Origin of the sequence: Anaeromonas frigoriresistens, assembly GCF_016820655.1 — a bacterium.
In the GTDB taxonomy this organism is placed as follows: domain Bacteria; phylum Bacillota; class Clostridia; order Tissierellales; family SIT17; genus Anaeromonas; species Anaeromonas frigoriresistens.
This window is the reverse complement of record NZ_WSFT01000028.1, coordinates 49,687-68,478: the sequence shown is the minus strand read 5'-3', so window position 1 is coordinate 68,478 and position 18,792 is coordinate 49,687. Positions and strand designations below refer to the sequence as shown.

Here is an 18,792-nt window from a genome sequence, read left to right as displayed (position 1 = left end):
GGAAATTATGATAAAATTTATACAAAATAGGATATATTTTTAACAAAGATTTCGTTTTTGGCACGGTCTATGCATTATATAGTGGTGCAAGGAAAAGTAATATATATTTTTAATAGGTATATAGCCTATTTAAAAAATTAATTAAGTTTTTATATATTTAAGGAGGGAAAATAATGAATTTCAGTTTGACTAAAGAGCAAGAAATGATTAGAAAAGTCATGAATGACTTTGCTGAAAAGGAAGTAAAGCCTATTGCAGCAGAAATCGACGAGACAGAAAGATTCCCAAGTGAAACAGTTGAGAAAATGGTAAAAGCAGAAATGATGGGAATTCCATTTCCTAAGGAATATGGTGGAGCAGGTGGAGATGATTTAGCCTATGCAATAGCAATAGAAGAATTATCTAAGAAATGTGGTACTACTGGAGTTATATTATCAGCTCATACATCTTTAGGTGCATGGCCGATATATAAGTATGGTACAGAAGAGCAAAAGCAAAAATATCTTAAGCCCTTAGCAGAAGGTAAATTATTAGGAGCTTTTGGTTTAACAGAGCCTAATGCAGGAACAGATGCAGCAGGACAACAGACTATTGCAGTATTAGATGGAGATCACTATTTATTAAATGGATCAAAAGTATTCATTACAAATGGTGGTAAAGCAGATATCTATATCATAATGGCTATGACAGATAAGTCTAAAGGTACTAGAGGAATCAGTGCTTTTATAGTTGAGGCGGATTACGAAGGATTCAAGATTGGTAAAAAAGAAGATAAATTAGGTATTAGAGCATCAGCTACAACGGAACTTATATTTGAAAATGTTAGAGTTCCTAAAGAAAATCTTCTAGCAGCAGAAGGTAAAGGATTCAAAGTTGCTATGACAACTCTTGATGGAGGAAGAATAGGAATAGCTGCTCAAGCTTTAGGAATTGCTCAAGGAGCTATGGATGAAACTGTTAAGTATGTAAAAGAAAGAGAGCAGTTTGGAAGACCTATAGCTAAATTCCAAGGGTTACAATGGATGATAGCAGAAATGGAAACTAAGATTAATGCTGCAAGACATTTAGTATATAATGCTGCTTGTAGAAAAACAGCAGGACTATCCTATGGTAAAGAAGCAGCAATGGCTAAGTTATATGCTGCAGAGGTAGCAATGGAAGTAACTACAAAAGCTGTTCAATTACATGGTGGATATGGATACACAAGAGATTATCCAGTTGAGAGAATGATGAGAGATGCTAAGATTACTGAGATATATGAAGGTACTTCAGAAGTTCAAAAGATGGTTATAGCAGGTAATGTGTTAGCGTAGAAATTATGATAGGAGGAAAAACTATGAATATAATCGCATGTATTAAGCAAGTTCCTGATACTAACGAAGTTAGAATAGATCAAAAGACAGGAACACTTATTAGAGAAGGGGTTCCAAGTATAATAAACCCTGATGATAAAAATGCTTTAGAAGAGGCATTAAGACTTAAAGATAAATATGAAGATGCAAAGGTTACAGTTCTTACTATGGGACCTCCACAAGCAGAGGTTGCTTTAAAAGAAGCATTAGCTATGGGAGCAGACGAAGCGATATTATTAAGTGATAGAGCTTTTGCTGGAGCTGATACTTGGGCTACATCTACTACATTAGCAGGAGCAATAAAGAGATTAGGCAATTTTGATATTATATTCTGTGGAAGACAAGCAATAGACGGAGATACAGCTCAAGTTGGACCTCAAATTGCAGAGCGTTTAGATTTACCACAGATAACTTATGTAGAAGACTTAGAGATAGATGGAAATACTGCTATAGCTCATAGGGCAGTAGAGGATGGACACTATATAGTTAAAACTGAAATGCCAGTTGTATTAACAGCTATTGGAGAATTAAACGAGCCAAGATACCCTTCTATCAAAGGTATATATGAAGCTTTCAGAGAGAAAGAAATAAAAGTATGGTCATTAGATGACATTATAGTAGATACTTCTCAAATCGGACTTAAAGGTTCACCTACACAAGTTAAGAGATCCTTTACTCCAGCTACTAAAAGTGCAGGAGAAATGTTAGAGGGAAGTACTCAAGATAAGGTAAGAGACCTTATAGTAAGACTTAAAGAAAGACAGATTATTTAATTTGCCAAAGGAGGTAGAAAAATGTCTATAAGAGTAATTAGTGATAAATGTATTGGATGCGGTATATGTGTGAAAGTATGTCCATTTGATGCTATAGATATGATAGATAAGATAGCGGTAATAAAAGATAATTGTACATTATGTGGAGCATGTGTTGATGCTTGTCCAGTGGATGCAATTGTTATGGAAGAAGAAGAAGTTGAGCAAAAGATTAATATCGAAGATTATAAAGGTGTATGGGTATTTGCTGAGCAAAGAGGAGGAGAAGTTTTAAATGTATCAATCGAACTTCTGGGAGAAGGTAGAAAAATAGCAGATATACGTAATGTAGAGCTTACAGCAGTATTATTAGGTGAGAACCTAGATGAAAATGCTGAAATGTTAGTTAAATACGGAGCAGACAATGTTATAGCAGTAGATAATGAGAAACTTGCTGTTTATACCACAGATGCATATACTAAGGTAATAGCTGATCTAATCAATGAGAAGAAACCAGAAATTATGTTAATCGGTGCTACAACAATAGGTAGAGATTTAGGACCTAGAGTATCAGCTAGAGTTAAGACTGGACTTACAGCAGACTGTACTCGTTTAGAAATAGATGAAGAAGATGGAAAGTTACTACAAACTCGTCCAGCTTTCGGTGGAAACTTAATGGCTACAATAGTTTGTCCAAACCATAGACCACAGATGTCAACAGTAAGACCTGGAGTTATGGAGAAGGCTAAATTCAACGAGAATAATGTAGGAAACATAGAAAAGAAAGAAGTATCCTTTGCTGATGGAGAATTAAAAACAGAAGTAGTAGAAATAGTTAAGAGTGAAAAGGCAGCAGTAGCTCTTGATGAAGCTCCAATCATCGTATCTGGTGGTAGAGGATTAACGGACGGAAAAGGATTTGAACTATTAGAAAAATTAGCAGATAAACTTGGTGGAGTAGTGGGAGCATCCCGTGCAGCAGTTGACGAAGGATGGATCGAGCATTCTCATCAGGTAGGTCAAACAGGAACAACAGTAAGACCTAAATTATATATAGCAGCTGGAATATCTGGAGCTATTCAGCATTTAGCTGGTATGCAATCATCAGATTGTATTGTTGCTATAAATAAGAATGCAGATGCACCAATATTTAAAGTTGCAGACTATGGTATTGTAGGAGACCTATATGAAGTAATCCCTCAATTACTAGAGGCTCTTGACAATGTAGATGACATAGTTCAAGCTTTAAAAGCAGTAGAAGCTTAAGCGTAGGCAGTTGATTTCGTTAAGATACAACTGACCATTAAAACAAAATGTATGACCCCCATCATATAAATATAAGGACCAAGGATATTAAACGCCTTTCACCAAGGAGTATCCTTGGTCTTTTTTATTGATCTTATAAAAAATTTGCAAAAAGATTAAAGAAAATTGAAAATACTGTCGATAAATATAAAAGGAGGTGGGGACTTATGAAAAAAATATTTAATAAAAAATCTAAAGAAAAAAGCAGTGAAAAGAAAAGAGGAAAACTATTCAGAAAATTAGTAGCATTTATAATCTTGTTAATATTAATTCCTATAGGGGCATTAGGTGTTTCTTCTTATATTAACTCAGTAGAAGCTTTAGAAGCTGAGCTCAAGATATCAGGGGAGCAGTTTGTAGAAGAAGTAAGGAATTCGATCGATACATATTTAATAAAATATGAGGAAAGTGTAGATTTACTTTCTAAAGAGACAAGTCTATTGAACTTTGGAATAGAAGAAGAAGTTATTCCTGAGGAGGAAGTAGAAGTAGAAGGAGAAGGAGAAGAATCTATAACAATGCCTGTAGTATCTACTGGAGTACAGGATATTCAAGAAGTATTTAAGAAATATATAGAGACCTATGATGAGGTAATAAGTGTCTATATAGCTGCTGAAAATAATGATTTTTATGATTATCCTATAACAGATATGGGGGATGATTATATTCCTACATCTAGACCATGGTATATAAAGGCTGTAGAAGAGGATAAGATGGTATGGAATGACCCATATATAGATGCAGATACTGGAGAATATGTTACTACTCTTTCTAAGCCTATCTATGATGGGAATAGATTTGTAGGGGTTATGGCAATAGATATACCATTAACTACTATATCCAATAGACTAAATGGTATACAATTAGGGAAGTATGGAGAGGTAGTATTAGTAGATAAAAATGATAATATAATGACTCATAGTAATAAAGAGTTAATAGGTAAGGACATGCCTGTTGAAGAAATCAAAACTGCTCTTAATAATCAAACATCCGGGTCAGTAGATTATGCAATGGAAGAAAATGGAGTTACAGAACAGAAATTCACCACATTTACAACTATAGATAGATTAGATTGGAAAGTATTAGGTACCAGCTATATAAAAGAATTAAGGGAAAGCGTTAATGGAATATTATTTGATATATTAACTATTGGTGGAATTGTTTTGATAATAGGTATTATTGGAGCTATTATATTCTCTAAAATGATAACAAAACCTTTAGGTGTATTAGTGACTGATATGGAAAGGGTTAAGATAGGAGACTTCACTGTAGTATCAAATGTAAAATCTAATGATGAAATAGGTACATTATCTGATACCTTTAATTTAATGATAAATGAGGTTAAAAACTTAATATCTCGTTCTAGAGGTGTATCTCAAGAAGTTATCCATGCCTCTCAAGAGTTAGCTGCTACCTCTGAGGAGACTAGCGCATCAGCTGAAGAGGTATCCCGAACAGTAGAAGAAATAGCTAAGGGAGCATCAGAACAAGCATCAGATGCAGAAAGTGGAGCTTCAATGGTATCTGCTTTAGGAAATAAAATAAATAACCTAGTAACAAATAGTGATGAAATAATAAAGGTTACTCAAGATGTTATGGATGCCAACCTAAATGGAGTAAAGGCAGTGGAAACTTTAAAGAATGAAAATGAAGAGAGTAAATATACTACAGATAATATAGAAAAAGCAGTACTAGGATTAAGTGATAAGTCTAAAGATATCGGAAATATACTTCAAACTATAACATCTATTGCAGAGCAAACTAATCTACTAGCTCTAAATGCCTCTATTGAAGCAGCAAGAGCGGGAGAACATGGAAGAGGATTTGCAGTAGTTGCTAATGAGATTAGAGAATTAGCAGAAGGATCTGGTAAAGCAGCTGAAGAAATCAGAGGAATAGTTACTGGAATCCAAGATCAGAGTGAAAACACTGTGAAAGTTATGGGAGAAGTAAAGGAAAGTTCTATTAAGCAAGGAGAAGCAGTAAATATGGTAAATGAGAGTTTTACCAATATCTCATCTAAGATAGATGAAATATCTGCAAAAATAGAGACTATGAATGACTTTATCACTGATATAGATCAAGGTAAGAATTCATTAGTTGATTCAATAGAAAACATATCTTCTGTATCTGAGGAGACTGCAGCAGCCTCAGAGGAGGTAAGTGCTTCAATGCAACAACAAACTAGTGCAGTAGAGCAAGTGGCAACATTAGCAGATAATTTAAATGCTTTAGCAGATAGATTAAATAAAGAAATGGATAAATTTCAAATATAGATGATAAAAAGGGACTAATATATATTAGTCCCTTTTGTGTTATAATAGGGTTGATGTGAAGAGTCTTAAAGATTCTTCACTTTGTTCAGGATGACAATATAATATTTAAAAAATAAATACATCACCCCTGGAGGAATTCATATGAAAGTTTTTGCTTTAGTTGGAGAGAGTGGTAGTGGAAAAAGCTATAAGGCAATAATGGTAGCTAAGGATAAAAAAATAGAGTATATATTGGATGATGGATTGTTAATTAAGGGAGCTAGGGTGATAGCAGGAAAATCTGCTAAAAGGGAACAATCAATAATAAGTGCTGTAAAAAGAGCATTGTTTATGGAGGAGTCCCATAGAGAACAGGTGATAAATGCTATTAATAATAATAATCCAGATAGAATTCTTATATTAGGTACTTCTGATAGAATGGTAGAAAAGATAGCTAAGATATTAAATCTTGGAGAGATACAAGAAAAGATATATATTAATCAAATATCTAATGAAGATGAAATATCAAAAGCCAAAAACTCTAGAATGATGGAAGGTAAACATGTAATACCGGTACCTACATTTGAGATAAAGAAGGATTTTTCAGGATACTTTATAGACCCATTAAAGATATTTAGAAGAAAAGATGAAAATACAAATGAACATATATATGAAAAGACTGTAGTACGGCCTACATTTAGTTATTTAGGCAGATATACTATTTCTAATGGTGTATTAAAAGACTTAACTAAAGTGGGAGGATATAAGATAGAAGGAATAAATAAAATAAGTAATATATATATCAAAAGTAATGTTAATGGTATACATATTAATATAGATGTTATTCTTGACAAAATCGTAATAATTCCTGATTTAGTACAGAAGTTACAGAGATCTATCATCTCAGAAATTGACTACATGACTTCTCTTAATATACTCTCTGTAAATGTTACAATAAAAAAGATTATAAAAACTTAAAATTTATTTACAAAGAAATATTCATATGTTATCATTACAGTGTAATGAAGATTATAGTATATATTTTGGATAGAGAAGTAGAAGTATCCAAAATGAAAACCTTTTCTTAAGTTCGCTTAAGTTAAATTTTTAACGAGTGATTATTTAGTAGGAGTAGTTTATTTTTAAGAGGTTTGGTCTTAGTATATAACTACACCTTAAGTTTTTAATTATTTTAATTAAAAGGGGAGATTAAGTCATGACCTATGTAAAAGAAGTATTTGAGAAAGTTAAAGCAAGAAATCCACACGAACCTGAATTTCTTCAAGCAGTAGAAGAGGTATTAGGATCTTTAGAGCCAGTATTAGAGAAGAATCCTCAATATGTGGATGCAAATCTTCTTGAGAGAATGTGTGAGCCTGAAAGACAGATTATGTTTAGAGTACCATGGGTAGACGATGAAGGAAATGTTCAAGTAAATCGTGGTATGAGAGTTCAATTTAATGGAGCTATAGGGCCTTACAAGGGTGGTCTTAGATTCCATCCATCTGTTTATATAGGTATCATCAAATTCTTAGGATTCGAGCAAATATTTAAGAATTCATTAACTGGACTTCCAATAGGTGGAGGTAAAGGAGGATCTGACTTTGACCCAAGAGGTAAGTCTGACGGAGAAATAATGAGATTCTGCCAGAGCTTTATGACTGAGTTATATAGACACATAGGACCAGATGTAGACGTTCCTGCTGGAGATATCGGAGTTGGAGCAAGAGAAATAGGCTACTTATATGGACAATATAGAAGACTAAGAGGAGCTTTTGAGAATGGAGTTCTTACTGGTAAAGGATTATCCTATGGTGGAAGTCTTATCAGACCAGAGGCAACAGGTTTTGGTGCAACATACTTCTGTCAAGAAATCTTAAAACATGAAGGTGAAACTTTTGCAGGTAAAACAGTTGCATTATCAGGATTCGGTAATGTTGCTTGGGGAGCTGCTCAAAAGATTAATGAATTAGGTGGTAAGGTTGTAACTATCTCTGGTCCAGACGGATATGTATATGATCCAGATGGAATCAGCGGAGAAAAAATAGATTATATGCTTGAAATGAGAGCATCAGGTAGAGATAAAGTTAAAGATTATGCTGATAAGTTTGGAGTAGAGTACTTTGAAGGAGAAAGACCATGGAATGTAAAGGTTGATATTGCAATGCCATGTGCTACTCAAAATGAAATTCACTTAGAGCATGCTAAGAAAATGGTAGAAAATGGAGTTAAATATGTTACTGAAGCTTCTAACATGCCTACTACTAACGATGCATTAGAGTATTTACAAGAGAATGGTGTAATAGTAGGACCTGGAAAAGCAGCTAATGCAGGTGGAGTTGCTACTTCAGCTTTAGAAATGTCTCAAAATAGCATGAGATTATCTTGGACTAGAGAAGAAGTAGATGAGAAATTACAACAAATCATGAAAAATATCCATAACAATGCTATGACAGCAGCAGAAGAGTATGGATATGGATATAACCTAGTAGCTGGAGCTAATATAGCAGGATTCCTTAAAGTTGCAGAAGCAATGGTAGCACAAGGAGTTTATTAATTATAAAATTTAAGGACCCTTTATGGGTCCTTTTTTGATGCCTTTCTGATGACATTATAGGTTTAAATAACCTCTGTTTGGGTAATTATCTATGATATATAGGATAAAATGGAGGGATATCATGGATATAAATTTAATAGAAAAAGATAACAGGATTATATTAAAAGATGTGAAAAATTTTGAGCCTAAGCATATTTTTGAATGTGGCCAGTGTTTTAGATGGAATAGAGAAGAAGATGGAAGTTATACAGGAGTTGCTTATGGAAAAGTTTTAAATGTAGATAAAGAAGGAAATGATGTAATTTTCTCGAATACTAATAAAGAGGATTTTGAAAAAATATGGTATAATTATTTTGATTTAGGTAGGGATTATGACGAGATAAAGTTAAAATTATCAAAGGATGAGACTTTAAGAAAAGCTATAGAATTTGGAGAAGGAATAAGAATACTTAGACAGGATGAATGGGAAATATTAATTTCTTTTATAACCTCAGCCAACAATAGAATCCCAATGATAAAGAGAGCATTGGAGACCCTAAGTGAAAGATATGGAGACTTTATAGAGGAGTATAATGGAAAGAAATATTATAGTTTTCCTACAGCAGAGGCTTTGAATCATTTATCAGTAGATGATATAAAAAGTTGTTATACTGGTTTTAGAGGAAAATATATATTATCAGCAGCAAATATAGTAGATAATAGAGAAATAGACATTTATGCTATAAAAAATGTTTCTACAGAAGATGCTAGAAAAGATCTTATATTATTTCCAGGAGTAGGACCTAAAGTAGCTGATTGTATTATGCTATTTTCCATGAATAAACCTGATGCCTTTCCTATTGATGTTTGGGTTAAGAGGGTTATGGAGTATTTTTATTTAGATGAAGATACAAAATTAAAAGATATTCAAAAGTATTCTCAAAATAGATTTGGTGAGCTAGCTGGATTCGCACAGCAATACTTGTTCTACTATGCCAGAGAATTAGGTATAGGAAAGAAGAAGTAAAGCTGTTATTCTGAACGTAGTGAAGAATCCTAAAGATAAAATTAAATAAGGAGCTGATGGGGTTGTTAGGTACTATAGTTAATTTTTTAGCTATATTAGCTGGGGGGCTAATAGGTGTAAATATTAAGCATGGTCTTAAGGATAATTATAAAGGAATAATAATGAATGGACTTTCCTTAGTAGTTATAGTAATAGGTTTAACTAGTGCTTTAGAGAGTAATAATATACTAATAGTTATATTTAGTGTAGTACTAGGATCATTAGTAGGGGAAGCTCTAGGAATTGATAAAAAGTTAAATGTTTTAGGGAATGTTTTGGAGAAAAAATTAGGAAGAGGAGATTCTAACTTTTCTAAAGGGTTTGTTACAGCCTCACTAATATACTGTGTAGGAGCAATGGCTATTGTAGGGTCATTAGAAAGTGGACTTACAGGAAATCATGATACTCTTTTTGCTAAGTCGGTGATAGATGGTATAACTGCTATAGTGTTCGCATCTACTTTAGGTATAGGTGTAGCTTTTTCAGCGGTGAGTGTCCTTATTTATCAAGGAACTATTACAATACTTGCTTCATTATTAAATAATGTATTAACTGATGCTGTTACTCTAGATATGGCAGCGGTGGGGGGACTTTTAATAATAGGGATAGGTATAAATATATTAGAAATAAAAGAAATAAAGGTGAGTAATATGCTACCAGCAATCTTCTTTCCTTTAATATTTTATGTGTTAAAACTAGCATGGGAAAATATTTTTGTTCTAATTTCTTAATATGTATCTTTTAGAATAGTATTTAATATATAATTGAATAAGATTATTTGATACAATAGTCTAAGACTTTTTTAAGTTTCATATAAGATTTCATTTTAAAGGGGAGTAGTAATGAATAATAAGAAATTTATACCATATTTAAGTTTTCTTCCATTAATTATATTATCAATATTAATATTTAAAGTAATAGACAATCCAGATTCAATATCTGTAGTCGCGAGGGTACTAAGTCCTTTTTTAGTAGCTTTTGGTATAGCTTATCTTCTTAATCCCATGGTTAAATATATAGAACGAACATTTAAATTAGATAGAATAGGAAGTATATTTTTCACTTATTTAATTGTATTAGGGGCATTAACCTTTTTAATAGCGATAGTTACACCTAATATAATTGAGAGTATAACAACTTTGGTATCTAATACACCGGAATATGTAAAGAACATCCAGAGATTTATTGAATATAATGTAAAGAAATTTGAAATATTAAGTGGGACTAATATTACTCAAAATCTAGAAGAAATCTTATTTAACTCTTTAGATAAGATTACAAGAATAGCAAATACGGCAGTGAATGAAGTATTATTTCAAGCAATTAATGTAACTGCATTTTTATTGGAAATAATTATTAGTATAGTAGTATCTATATATATGCTTAAGGATAAAGAAAGTTTTAATAGACAAATAAAAAGACTATTATATGCAACCTTTGACTATACTAATGCCACAAAGATTATACATCTAGGTCAAGATGTGAATAGAATATTTAGTAGATATCTAGTAGGTAAGTTTATAGATTCATTAATAATTGGAATTATATGTTTTTTAATATTATTTCTAATAGTAAGAGCACCTTTTTCATTGCTTTTAAGTGTTATAGTGGGTATTACTAATATGATTCCTTATTTTGGTCCATTTATCGGAGCAGTACCAGCTGTAATTATCACCTTGTTTATTTCTCCAATAAAGGCCTTATGGGTAGCTGTTGCCATATTAGTGATTCAACAATTTGATGGTCTATACTTAGGGCCTAAGATTCTAGGGGATCATGTAGGAGTCACACCTTTTTGGATAATATCAGCCATTACTATAGGAGGAGCATTGTTTGGATTTATGGGGATGCTTCTAGGAGTTCCTGTGATAGCTGTGCTTAGAATGTTAATAATACGTTTTGTAGATAAACGTCTAAATAATAGTAATTTAGATATATAATCGGGATCATTGAGTTCCCGATTATTATTTTTACTAACACAATATTCAAAAAATAAAGAAAACAAAAGATATTTAAAGAAATATCATGAAATAGAGACCTAATTAAGCATAATTGAATATATTGGTTGATATTAGTCAAAAATACAAGAAAAAGCTATTTGCATATAGTCTATCTATTTTGTAACATTATATTTGTAGGTATTAGCACTCGGCAGATGAGAGTGCTAATAAAATGAGTTTATTATATAAATTAAAGATAAATATTAAGGAGGGTAATTATGAAAATTAAGCCATTAGGTGATAGGGTAGTTATTAAGAAAATCGAAGCAGAAGAAAAAACTAAAAGTGGTATAGTATTACCAAATTCAGCTCAAGAACAACCTCAAATATCAGAGGTGCTAGCATTGGGTGAAGGAATAACAGGAGACGATAAGAAAAAAGATACAATAAAAGTAGGAGATAGAGTCATAGCTTCTAAATTTTCTGGAACAGAAGTTAAGCTTGACGGAGAAGAATACACAATTATTAAATTAAATGATGTATTAGCAATAGTTGAGTAATACCCGTAAAAATTTAAAAGGAGTGATTGTTTAATGGCTAAGCAAATTAAATTTGGCGAAGATGCCCGCCGTTCAATGGAAAGAGGAATAAATAAATTAGCTGATACTGTTAAAGTAACATTAGGACCTAAAGGAAGAAATGTTGTTTTAGATAAAAAATTTGGTTCACCACTAATAACTAATGATGGTGTTACTATTGCAAGAGAGATAGAATTAAAGGATGCCTATGAAAATATGGGTGCTCAATTAGTTAAAGAGGTAGCTACAAAGACAAATGATGTAGCAGGAGATGGAACTACTACAGCAACCCTACTAGCTCAAGCAATGATAAGAGAAGGACTTAAAAATGTTGCCGCTGGAGCAAATCCTATGATTCTTAAGAAAGGAATACATAAAGCTGTAGAAAAGGCTGTAGAAGAGATAAAATCAATATCAAAGACTATAGAAGGAAGAGAAGCTATTGCACAGGTTGCTTCTATTTCAGCAGGAGATGAAACAATAGGAAATCTTATAGCTGAAGCTATGGAAAAGGTAGGAAAAGATGGAGTTATTACTGTTGAAGAGTCAAGATCAATGGGAACTACTTTAGATGTAGTTGAAGGTATGCAGTTTGATAGAGGATATTTATCTCCTTATATGGTAACTGATACAGAGAAAATGGAAGCTGTATTAGAAGATCCATATATTTTAATAACAGATAAGAAAATAACAAATATACAAGAGATATTACCAGTACTTGAGCAAATAGTACAACAAGGAAAGCAATTATTAATAATTGCAGAAGATATAGAAGGAGAAGCATTAGCTACATTAGTAGTTAATAAATTGAGAGGAACATTTAATTGTGTTGCTATTAAAGCTCCTGGATTCGGGGATAGAAGAAAAGAAATGTTAAGAGATATTGCTACTCTAACAGGAGGAGAAGTAATAGCTGAAGAACTAGGATATGATCTAAAAGAAGCAACATTAGATATGTTAGGGTCTGCAAGTACAGTTAGAATAGATAAAGAAAATACTACTATAGTAAATGGTAATGGTGAAGAATCAGCAATAAAAGCAAGAGTGAATGAAATTAAAGCTCAAATTGAGCAATCTACTTCTGAGTTTGATACAGAGAAACTTCAAGAAAGATTAGCTAAATTATCTGGTGGAGTAGCTGTAATTCAAGTAGGAGCTGCTACAGAAACAGAGTTAAAAGAGAAGAAATTAAGAATAGAAGATGCATTAGCTGCAACAAGAGCGGCTGTAGAAGAAGGAATTGTTCCTGGTGGTGGAACAGCTCTAATTAATGCTATACCTGCAGTACAGAAGCTTATATCTGAAACTAAAGGAGATGAAAGAACAGGAGTGAATATAGTTCTTAGATCTCTAGAAGAACCAGTTAGACAGATATCAGAAAATGCTGGATTAGAAGGATCAGTTATAGTTGAGAAAATCAAAACTAGTGAAACAGGAATTGGATTTGATGCATTAAATGAGGAATATGTAAATATGATAGATAGTGGTATAGTTGATCCTACTAAAGTAACAAGATCAGCTCTACAAAATGCGGCTTCCGTATCAGCTATGGTATTAACAACAGAGAGTGTTGTTGCTGATGAGGAAGAGGAAGATGATAGTCCAATGGGCGGTGGAATGCCAGGAGGAATGGGCGGAATGCCAATGATGTAATAAGTAAGACATAAAAAATCCGGGGAAATCCGGATTTTTTTTGCCTTAAATTAAAGACATTTATATTATTTATTATAGAAGTTATCCCATGCCTTAGACTCTGGATTTAAAGAGTTCTTTTTATACTCCTTATCTTCTATATGTTTTATGAATTTCATTAATAATTGACCCATAATATAGGCTATTGTCCCTGCTATAGCTGTTTTATATGTAACATCTGTTAATTGCTGCATAATTAGATCTTTATTATCAAGAATTTCATACTTTATTTGAAAAATTGTTACTCCAGTTTGAACTCCAGTGTACATATAACCCAAAACTATAAAATTACTGATGATAACAAAAAGTTTTAATATAAGGTGACCATCTCTAAATTTATTAAATAGATATTGTAATAGAACTTTCATTGATAAAATTGTTAGAATCACCATATATATAGTTGCAAATAATATCAAATAATCCCCTCCCTCTTAGATAATTATACTAAAAATTTACAGAATTTTCAATAAACATCCATTGTGTTAGGGGATAAATATTTATTAACTAATATTTCTTTTTCTATTTGAGATACAAGATTAACTTTCTCCCAGTTTCTTCTGTCAATAGCATCCTTTAATAAATATTGAGACCATTGAATATTTATCTGACAGTTTATAAAGGTATCTCTTAATACCGGGCAATTAATATCCATTATTGAGTTATTATAAGAGTGAGAAAGTTGTTTTTCGGATAAAATTAAGTCTTGAAGAATGTCCTTTTCTGTAAGGTCTCTAGATAATATCATCTTTAGCTCCCTTCTTTAGCTGTTAGGTAATTTAATATACTATCATAGTTTTCCTTATGTTTTTTGCTTCCTGAGATGCAGATATCCTTTAATTCACTATCAAATAATTGGTTGGAATAATTAATATACTTCTTTTGCATTAATAATTCTTCTTGAAGTTGTTCATCAATAAAGTGAAGCATCTGGGAATCCATTTCTTTCCGATTTAAAATATCCATAGTAAACCTCCTAATATAGGAATTAGTTAATATATGAACTTTCTTATAGTTTATTATTTGAAATAAAGGGAATTATATTGCATGTAATTTTTAGAAATAATATTAATGTTTATATTTTGGGTAATAATCTAATGAAGGAGTTGTTGAATCATGATTTTAGTTACTTTTATATTGACTTTAGGATTTGTTCTTATTCATATATTTACCATACATTTAAAATTTTTAGATAAAATACCTCGCAGTAGATTTTTATCTATATCCGGTGGAGTAGCGGTAGCCTATGTATTTATTCATATACTTCCACAGTTGAGTGAACATCAAAATGAAATTGAAGAAACTATGGATATATGAGGGATTAATTTTTTTGAACATCATATTTATTTGATATCTATGATAGGATTAGTTGTTTTTTATGGATTAGAAAGAGTGACAAAGGAATCAAAGAAAAATGATATTACTACAGGAGAGAATGCTGATGAGTCTGTGTTTTGGGTTCACTTAGCTACTTCTGGTATGTACAATATTCTTATTGGCTATTTATTATTACATAGGGAAAATAACAGTTTTAGTGATTTGTTTTTATATTTTATAGCTATTGGATTACATTTCTTTGTAATAGATCATGGTTTAAGAGAGCATCACAAAGAAATATATGATAAATTTGGCAGATGGATATTGGCTGTATCAAGTGTTGTGGGATGGGCCATAGGAAGCTTAATAGAAGTGAATGAAATTACTATTGCAATACTATTCTCCTTTTTAGCAGGGGGTATAATATTTAATATACTTAAAGAAGAATTACCTGAGAAAAGACAGAGTAGTTTCTGGGCTTTTTTAACTGGTACAGTAGCTTATTCAATACTATTATTATTTGCATAAAATATTTAATAAGATTAATTTTTATAATTCAATTGAATAATCCCAATTAAACTAATAGTCTGCCTTGAAGGCAGGCATTTTTTGTTTATATATGATAAATTAAATATTAGAAAAGTTTTTGAAACAGTTTAGCCTATTATATTGTCTAATTTATATAAGGGAGGTGAAGGTATGGGAATTAAAAAGATAGAATCGGAATTTTATAAAATACTCAAGGAAAATAAAGAACAGTTATATAGAATTGCTTATTCTTATTTGGGGGATAAAGATGAAGCCTTAGATGCAATACAGGAAACAGCCTATAAAGGATATAAAAACTTACATAAACTAAAGAAAAAAGAATATATGAAGACTTGGACTATCAGGATATTAATTAATTATTGTATTAATAGAAAAAAGAAAATGGAAAGAAAAGTAGAATTATATAAAGAGTTTGAAGACGGTAATATAAATTTCCAAAAAGACTTAGAAGTCCATGACTTAGTAGATCGATTAAGACCTAAATATAGGGAGATAATTATTCTTAAATATTTTGAAGGATTAACCATATCAGAGATATCTAATATATTAAATACCCCAGAGGGTACTGTAAAGACCAGATTAAGTAGAGGTTTGAATAGTTTAAGGGATGGAATTAATATTGGAGGTGACGTTAATGAAATTTGATGATTATAAAGATAAATATGACAATATTGAAATACCGGACAATATAGAAGAATTTATATCAAAAGGTATAGATGAAGGGAAAAAGTCTAAAAAGAAAAAGAATATAAAGATATTATCCACTATAGCAGCAAGTGTATTAATAGTTATATTTACAATATCTATAAGGATATCCCCAGCTTTTGCAGATATGGTAAGAAAACTTCCATTAGGTGATGCTATAGTTCGTTTTATTAGTGATGATAAGGGACTTCAATTAGCTCAAGAATATGATTATATTCAACATGTAGGTAAAAGTGATGAGCAGGAAGGATTAGTACTTACAGTAGATGACTTTGTTATGGATCAAAAAAGAGTATTATTATTTTATAGTATAGAAAATAAAGGGGACCACAAATATATTGGATTTGAATCAATGGATTTTTATGATGAAAATGGCAATAGACTCTTTTTAGAGTATAATCGGTTGGGTTACTCTAGTTTTCCTAATATGATGGAAGAAGAAAATAGAAAAATATCCCGTGTTAAAAATGTATATAGACATGAAGATATTCCCTGGAAAATTCCTGAAGAAATAACTATGAAGGTTAAGTTTAAAGAGTGGGATAGTCCTCAAGATTATAAAACAATTTTAAATTCTACAGAGGAAACAGGAGCGGTATTAGATTCTACATGGGAAGTAACTTTCAAAGTAAATAAAGAGAAATTTGAATATGAAAAGAAAGTGTATGATCTTAATAAAGAGATTGATATAGCAGGACAAAAAGTTACAATAGCTAAACTCATCCAACACCCAATCACCACTGAAGTAGAGATAGAGTATGATGAAAAAAATTCAAAGTATATATTTGATCTCTATAATTTTAGAGTAATTGACGAAAAAGGAGAATACAGAAACTCCTTTGGTGGAGAGTTTAGTAAAATTAAACAAAGTAGGATAATAGAGAGCAACTATCTTAACGAGCCTAAAGATTTAACCATAGCCTTTGATGGGATCTATGCTGTAGATAAAGATAATCTTCAGTTAAATATAGATATAAAGGAAGAAAAGATTCTAAATCCAATAGATGACAAATTAAAAATCATAGATATAGAGGAAAAGGATGATGTGTATAATATAGAATTAGGAATTAATTTTAGTGAAGAAGAATTAAATAATTTGATTATGTCATCATCTGATTTCGCAATTTCCTCTGATGATGGAATTTCAACAAGAGAGTATGGAAAAGTTAGAGAAGAAGAGAAAGAAAAAGGATATAACTATTTCTACAAAGTAGAAGTGGATAAAGATAAGGTTTCCGATAATATTATTAAAATACCAATTTCATATTACCCTAATATAATAAAAGAAGATATAAGAATAAAGGTTAAGTGATTTTTCACTTAACCTTTACTTATACTAAGATTAAAGTCTAAAGCTATCTACTTCTCTTTCAGCCTCTTCTCTAGACATATCATATCTTTCTTGAAGTTTTCCAATTAATTTCTCTCTGTCACCTTCTATTACATCTAAGTCATCGTTAGTAAGTTTACCCCATTTTCTTTGAGCTTCACCTTTAATTTGACTCCATTTTCCTTTTAAATCTGAGTTATTCATACTTAATTCCTCCTTTGTTTATTCCTGTTCATTCTATTAATACTTATACCCAACTACTTTGTGGATAATAATTAGAACTGCCAGAATTTTAGTTCCTTATCAATTTCATTATAGGTCTTACCATATCGCTCTTGAATTTTTAGAGCTAATTTCTCTCTGTCTCCGTTGATATGATTGATATCATCATCGGTCAATCTGTCCCATTTATCTTTGATTTGGTGTTTTATATCATCCCATTTGTTTTTAGAATCTTGATTATTCATGATATCCCTCCTTTTAAAGTATATATACCCTGATTTGAAGATTAAAAGCAATAGTTCACAATTAATCTCTATGATATAATAACTTTAATGATGTAGAAAGTTACTTTGAGGAGTTGATTATATGGCTAGTTTAAAATTACAGAAATTAAAAGAATATATAAGGAATATTGGAAATGTAGCAGTAGCCTTTTCTGGTGGAGTAGATAGTACTCTTTTAGCAAAAGTAGCTTCAGATGTTCTCGGGGATAAAGCCATAGCTATAACTATAAGTGCCCCTATGCATTCTAAAACTGAAATAGAAGAAGCGAAAGAATATGCCAAAAAGATAGGTATAAAACATGAAGTTATTATTATAGATGATATAGAAGATGAGAGTCTTAAATTTAATCCAGAAAATAGATGTTATATATGTAAGATGAATGTATTTACTACTATAAAGGAAGTAGCACAAAAACACGGAATAAATAATGTTTTAGATGGAACAAATCTGGATGATTTAGGGGATTATAGACCAGGACTTAAAGCTATAGAAGAATTAAATGTAATAAGCCCATTAAAGGAAGTGGGACTTACCAAAAAGGATATTAGAGAAATTTCTAAGGAATTAGAACTTCCTACCTGGGATAAACCTGCATTTGCTTGCCTTATTACAAGACTTCCATATGGAGAAGAATTAACTAATGAAAAGCTTAGAATGATAGAAAGGGCAGAAAACTATTTACATAGCATAGGTTTTAGACAATATAGAGTAAGGTATCATGGGGAAGTGGCAAGGATAGAAGTATTACCTGAGGATATGAAGAAGTTTTTCAATGTAGAGTTTATGGCTAAAGTATCTGAGAAAATAAGAGAATTTGGATTTAAGTATGTTGCATTGGATTTAGAAGGATATAGAATGGGCAAAATGAATGATGGTATAAATCAGTAGATATCCTGGGATTTATTGATTTA

The 18,792-nt window shown here is 31.4% G+C and carries 21 protein-coding genes; 16 read left to right on the top strand and 5 right to left on the bottom strand.

Annotated elements, in window-relative coordinates:
• Positions 1 to 173: 173 nt before the first annotated feature.
• The 11 genes from GOQ27_RS06420 to groL all read left to right on the top strand — a co-directional run bounded on the left by GOQ27_RS06420 (position 174) and on the right by groL (position 13,437).
• Positions 174 to 1,313 carry an acyl-CoA dehydrogenase gene (locus tag GOQ27_RS06420; protein WP_203366011.1) on the top strand — a complete coding sequence of 380 codons (1,140 nt, stop codon included), beginning with the start codon at positions 174 to 176 and terminating at the stop codon, positions 1,311 to 1,313.
• A gap of 23 nt (positions 1,314 to 1,336) precedes the next feature.
• The gene (locus tag GOQ27_RS06415; protein ID WP_203366010.1) at positions 1,337 to 2,125 is read left to right on the top strand and encodes an electron transfer flavoprotein subunit beta/FixA family protein; all 789 of its coding nucleotides are present in this window, start codon (positions 1,337 to 1,339) and stop codon (positions 2,123 to 2,125) included.
• Positions 2,126 to 2,146: 21 nt separating this feature from the next.
• Positions 2,147 to 3,370 (top strand): FAD-binding protein, encoded by a 1,224-nt coding sequence (locus GOQ27_RS06410; protein ID WP_203366009.1) that lies wholly within the window; start codon positions 2,147 to 2,149, stop codon positions 3,368 to 3,370.
• Between the two features lie 206 nt (positions 3,371 to 3,576).
• The gene (locus GOQ27_RS06405) at positions 3,577 to 5,685 is read left to right on the top strand and encodes a methyl-accepting chemotaxis protein (protein ID WP_203366008.1); all 2,109 of its coding nucleotides are present in this window, start codon (positions 3,577 to 3,579) and stop codon (positions 5,683 to 5,685) included.
• A 141-nt stretch (positions 5,686 to 5,826) separates the two neighbouring features.
• On the top strand, positions 5,827 to 6,642 hold the full coding sequence (locus GOQ27_RS06400) for an Asp23/Gls24 family envelope stress response protein (RefSeq protein ID WP_203366007.1): 816 nt from the start codon (positions 5,827 to 5,829) through the stop codon (positions 6,640 to 6,642).
• Positions 6,643 to 6,880: 238 nt separating this feature from the next.
• A complete protein-coding gene (gene gdhA, locus GOQ27_RS06395; RefSeq protein ID WP_203366006.1) occupies positions 6,881 to 8,221 on the top strand; it encodes an NADP-specific glutamate dehydrogenase in 1,341 nt (446 codons plus the stop codon).
• 121 nt (positions 8,222 to 8,342) lie between these two features.
• Positions 8,343 to 9,227: a DNA-3-methyladenine glycosylase family protein gene (locus GOQ27_RS06390; protein ID WP_203366005.1), complete on the top strand. Its 885-nt coding sequence runs from the start codon at positions 8,343 to 8,345 to the stop codon at positions 9,225 to 9,227.
• 56 nt (positions 9,228 to 9,283) lie between these two features.
• Positions 9,284 to 9,997, top strand: a complete 714-nt coding sequence (locus tag GOQ27_RS06385) for a DUF554 domain-containing protein (RefSeq protein WP_350445886.1) — start codon at positions 9,284 to 9,286, stop codon at positions 9,995 to 9,997.
• A gap of 111 nt (positions 9,998 to 10,108) precedes the next feature.
• Entirely contained in the window at positions 10,109 to 11,206 is a 1,098-nt protein-coding gene (locus GOQ27_RS06380) for an AI-2E family transporter (protein ID WP_203366004.1), read from the top strand.
• Between the two features lie 278 nt (positions 11,207 to 11,484).
• Positions 11,485 to 11,766: a co-chaperone GroES gene (locus tag GOQ27_RS06375; RefSeq protein WP_203366003.1), complete on the top strand. Its 282-nt coding sequence runs from the start codon at positions 11,485 to 11,487 to the stop codon at positions 11,764 to 11,766.
• Between the two features lie 33 nt (positions 11,767 to 11,799).
• Positions 11,800 to 13,437 (top strand): chaperonin GroEL, encoded by a 1,638-nt coding sequence (gene groL / locus GOQ27_RS06370; protein ID WP_203366002.1) that lies wholly within the window; start codon positions 11,800 to 11,802, stop codon positions 13,435 to 13,437.
• Between the two features lie 65 nt (positions 13,438 to 13,502).
• Here the strand turns inward: groL and GOQ27_RS06365 are convergent, their stop codons facing one another.
• Genes GOQ27_RS06365 through GOQ27_RS06355 form a run of 3 tightly spaced genes read right to left on the bottom strand, consistent with a single transcriptional unit; the run spans position 13,503 to position 14,439 of the window.
• Positions 13,503 to 13,892, bottom strand: a complete 390-nt coding sequence (locus GOQ27_RS06365; protein ID WP_203366001.1) for a hypothetical protein — start codon at positions 13,890 to 13,892, stop codon at positions 13,503 to 13,505.
• A 47-nt stretch (positions 13,893 to 13,939) separates the two neighbouring features.
• Positions 13,940 to 14,221 carry a spore coat protein gene (locus tag GOQ27_RS06360; protein ID WP_203366000.1) on the bottom strand — a complete coding sequence of 94 codons (282 nt, stop codon included), beginning with the start codon at positions 14,219 to 14,221 and terminating at the stop codon, positions 13,940 to 13,942.
• A 2-nt stretch (positions 14,222 to 14,223) separates the two neighbouring features.
• A complete protein-coding gene (locus GOQ27_RS06355; RefSeq protein WP_203365999.1) occupies positions 14,224 to 14,439 on the bottom strand; it encodes a hypothetical protein in 216 nt (71 codons plus the stop codon).
• A 150-nt stretch (positions 14,440 to 14,589) separates the two neighbouring features.
• Between GOQ27_RS06355 and GOQ27_RS06350 the strand changes: the two genes are divergently transcribed.
• The 4 genes from GOQ27_RS06350 (at position 14,590) to GOQ27_RS06335 (ending at position 17,356) form a co-directional block, all read left to right on the top strand.
• Positions 14,590 to 14,790, top strand: coding sequence for a hypothetical protein (locus GOQ27_RS06350; protein WP_203365998.1), 201 nt, complete (start codon positions 14,590 to 14,592; stop codon positions 14,788 to 14,790).
• Positions 14,791 to 14,829: 39 nt separating this feature from the next.
• Positions 14,830 to 15,318, top strand: coding sequence for a hypothetical protein (locus tag GOQ27_RS06345; RefSeq protein ID WP_203365997.1), 489 nt, complete (start codon positions 14,830 to 14,832; stop codon positions 15,316 to 15,318).
• A gap of 171 nt (positions 15,319 to 15,489) precedes the next feature.
• Positions 15,490 to 15,984 (top strand): sigma-70 family RNA polymerase sigma factor, encoded by a 495-nt coding sequence (locus GOQ27_RS06340; RefSeq protein WP_203365996.1) that lies wholly within the window; start codon positions 15,490 to 15,492, stop codon positions 15,982 to 15,984.
• Positions 15,974 to 17,356, top strand: coding sequence for a DUF4179 domain-containing protein (locus GOQ27_RS06335; RefSeq protein ID WP_203365995.1), 1,383 nt, complete (start codon positions 15,974 to 15,976; stop codon positions 17,354 to 17,356). Before GOQ27_RS06340 ends, GOQ27_RS06335 begins: the two co-directional genes overlap by 11 nt.
• Before the next feature lie 30 nt (positions 17,357 to 17,386).
• On the opposite strand, the gene GOQ27_RS06330 is transcribed toward GOQ27_RS06335, so the two are convergent.
• Complete coding sequence (locus GOQ27_RS06330) at positions 17,387 to 17,578, bottom strand: CsbD family protein (protein ID WP_203365994.1); 192 nt, start codon at positions 17,576 to 17,578, stop codon at positions 17,387 to 17,389.
• Between the two features lie 71 nt (positions 17,579 to 17,649).
• Positions 17,650 to 17,841: a CsbD family protein gene (locus GOQ27_RS06325; RefSeq protein ID WP_203365993.1), complete on the bottom strand. Its 192-nt coding sequence runs from the start codon at positions 17,839 to 17,841 to the stop codon at positions 17,650 to 17,652.
• Positions 17,842 to 17,962: 121 nt separating this feature from the next.
• Here GOQ27_RS06325 and larE point away from each other — a divergent pair, with 121 nt between their 5' ends.
• Positions 17,963 to 18,769 carry an ATP-dependent sacrificial sulfur transferase LarE gene (gene larE / locus GOQ27_RS06320; RefSeq protein WP_203365992.1) on the top strand — a complete coding sequence of 269 codons (807 nt, stop codon included), beginning with the start codon at positions 17,963 to 17,965 and terminating at the stop codon, positions 18,767 to 18,769.
• Positions 18,770 to 18,792 lie beyond the last annotated feature (23 nt).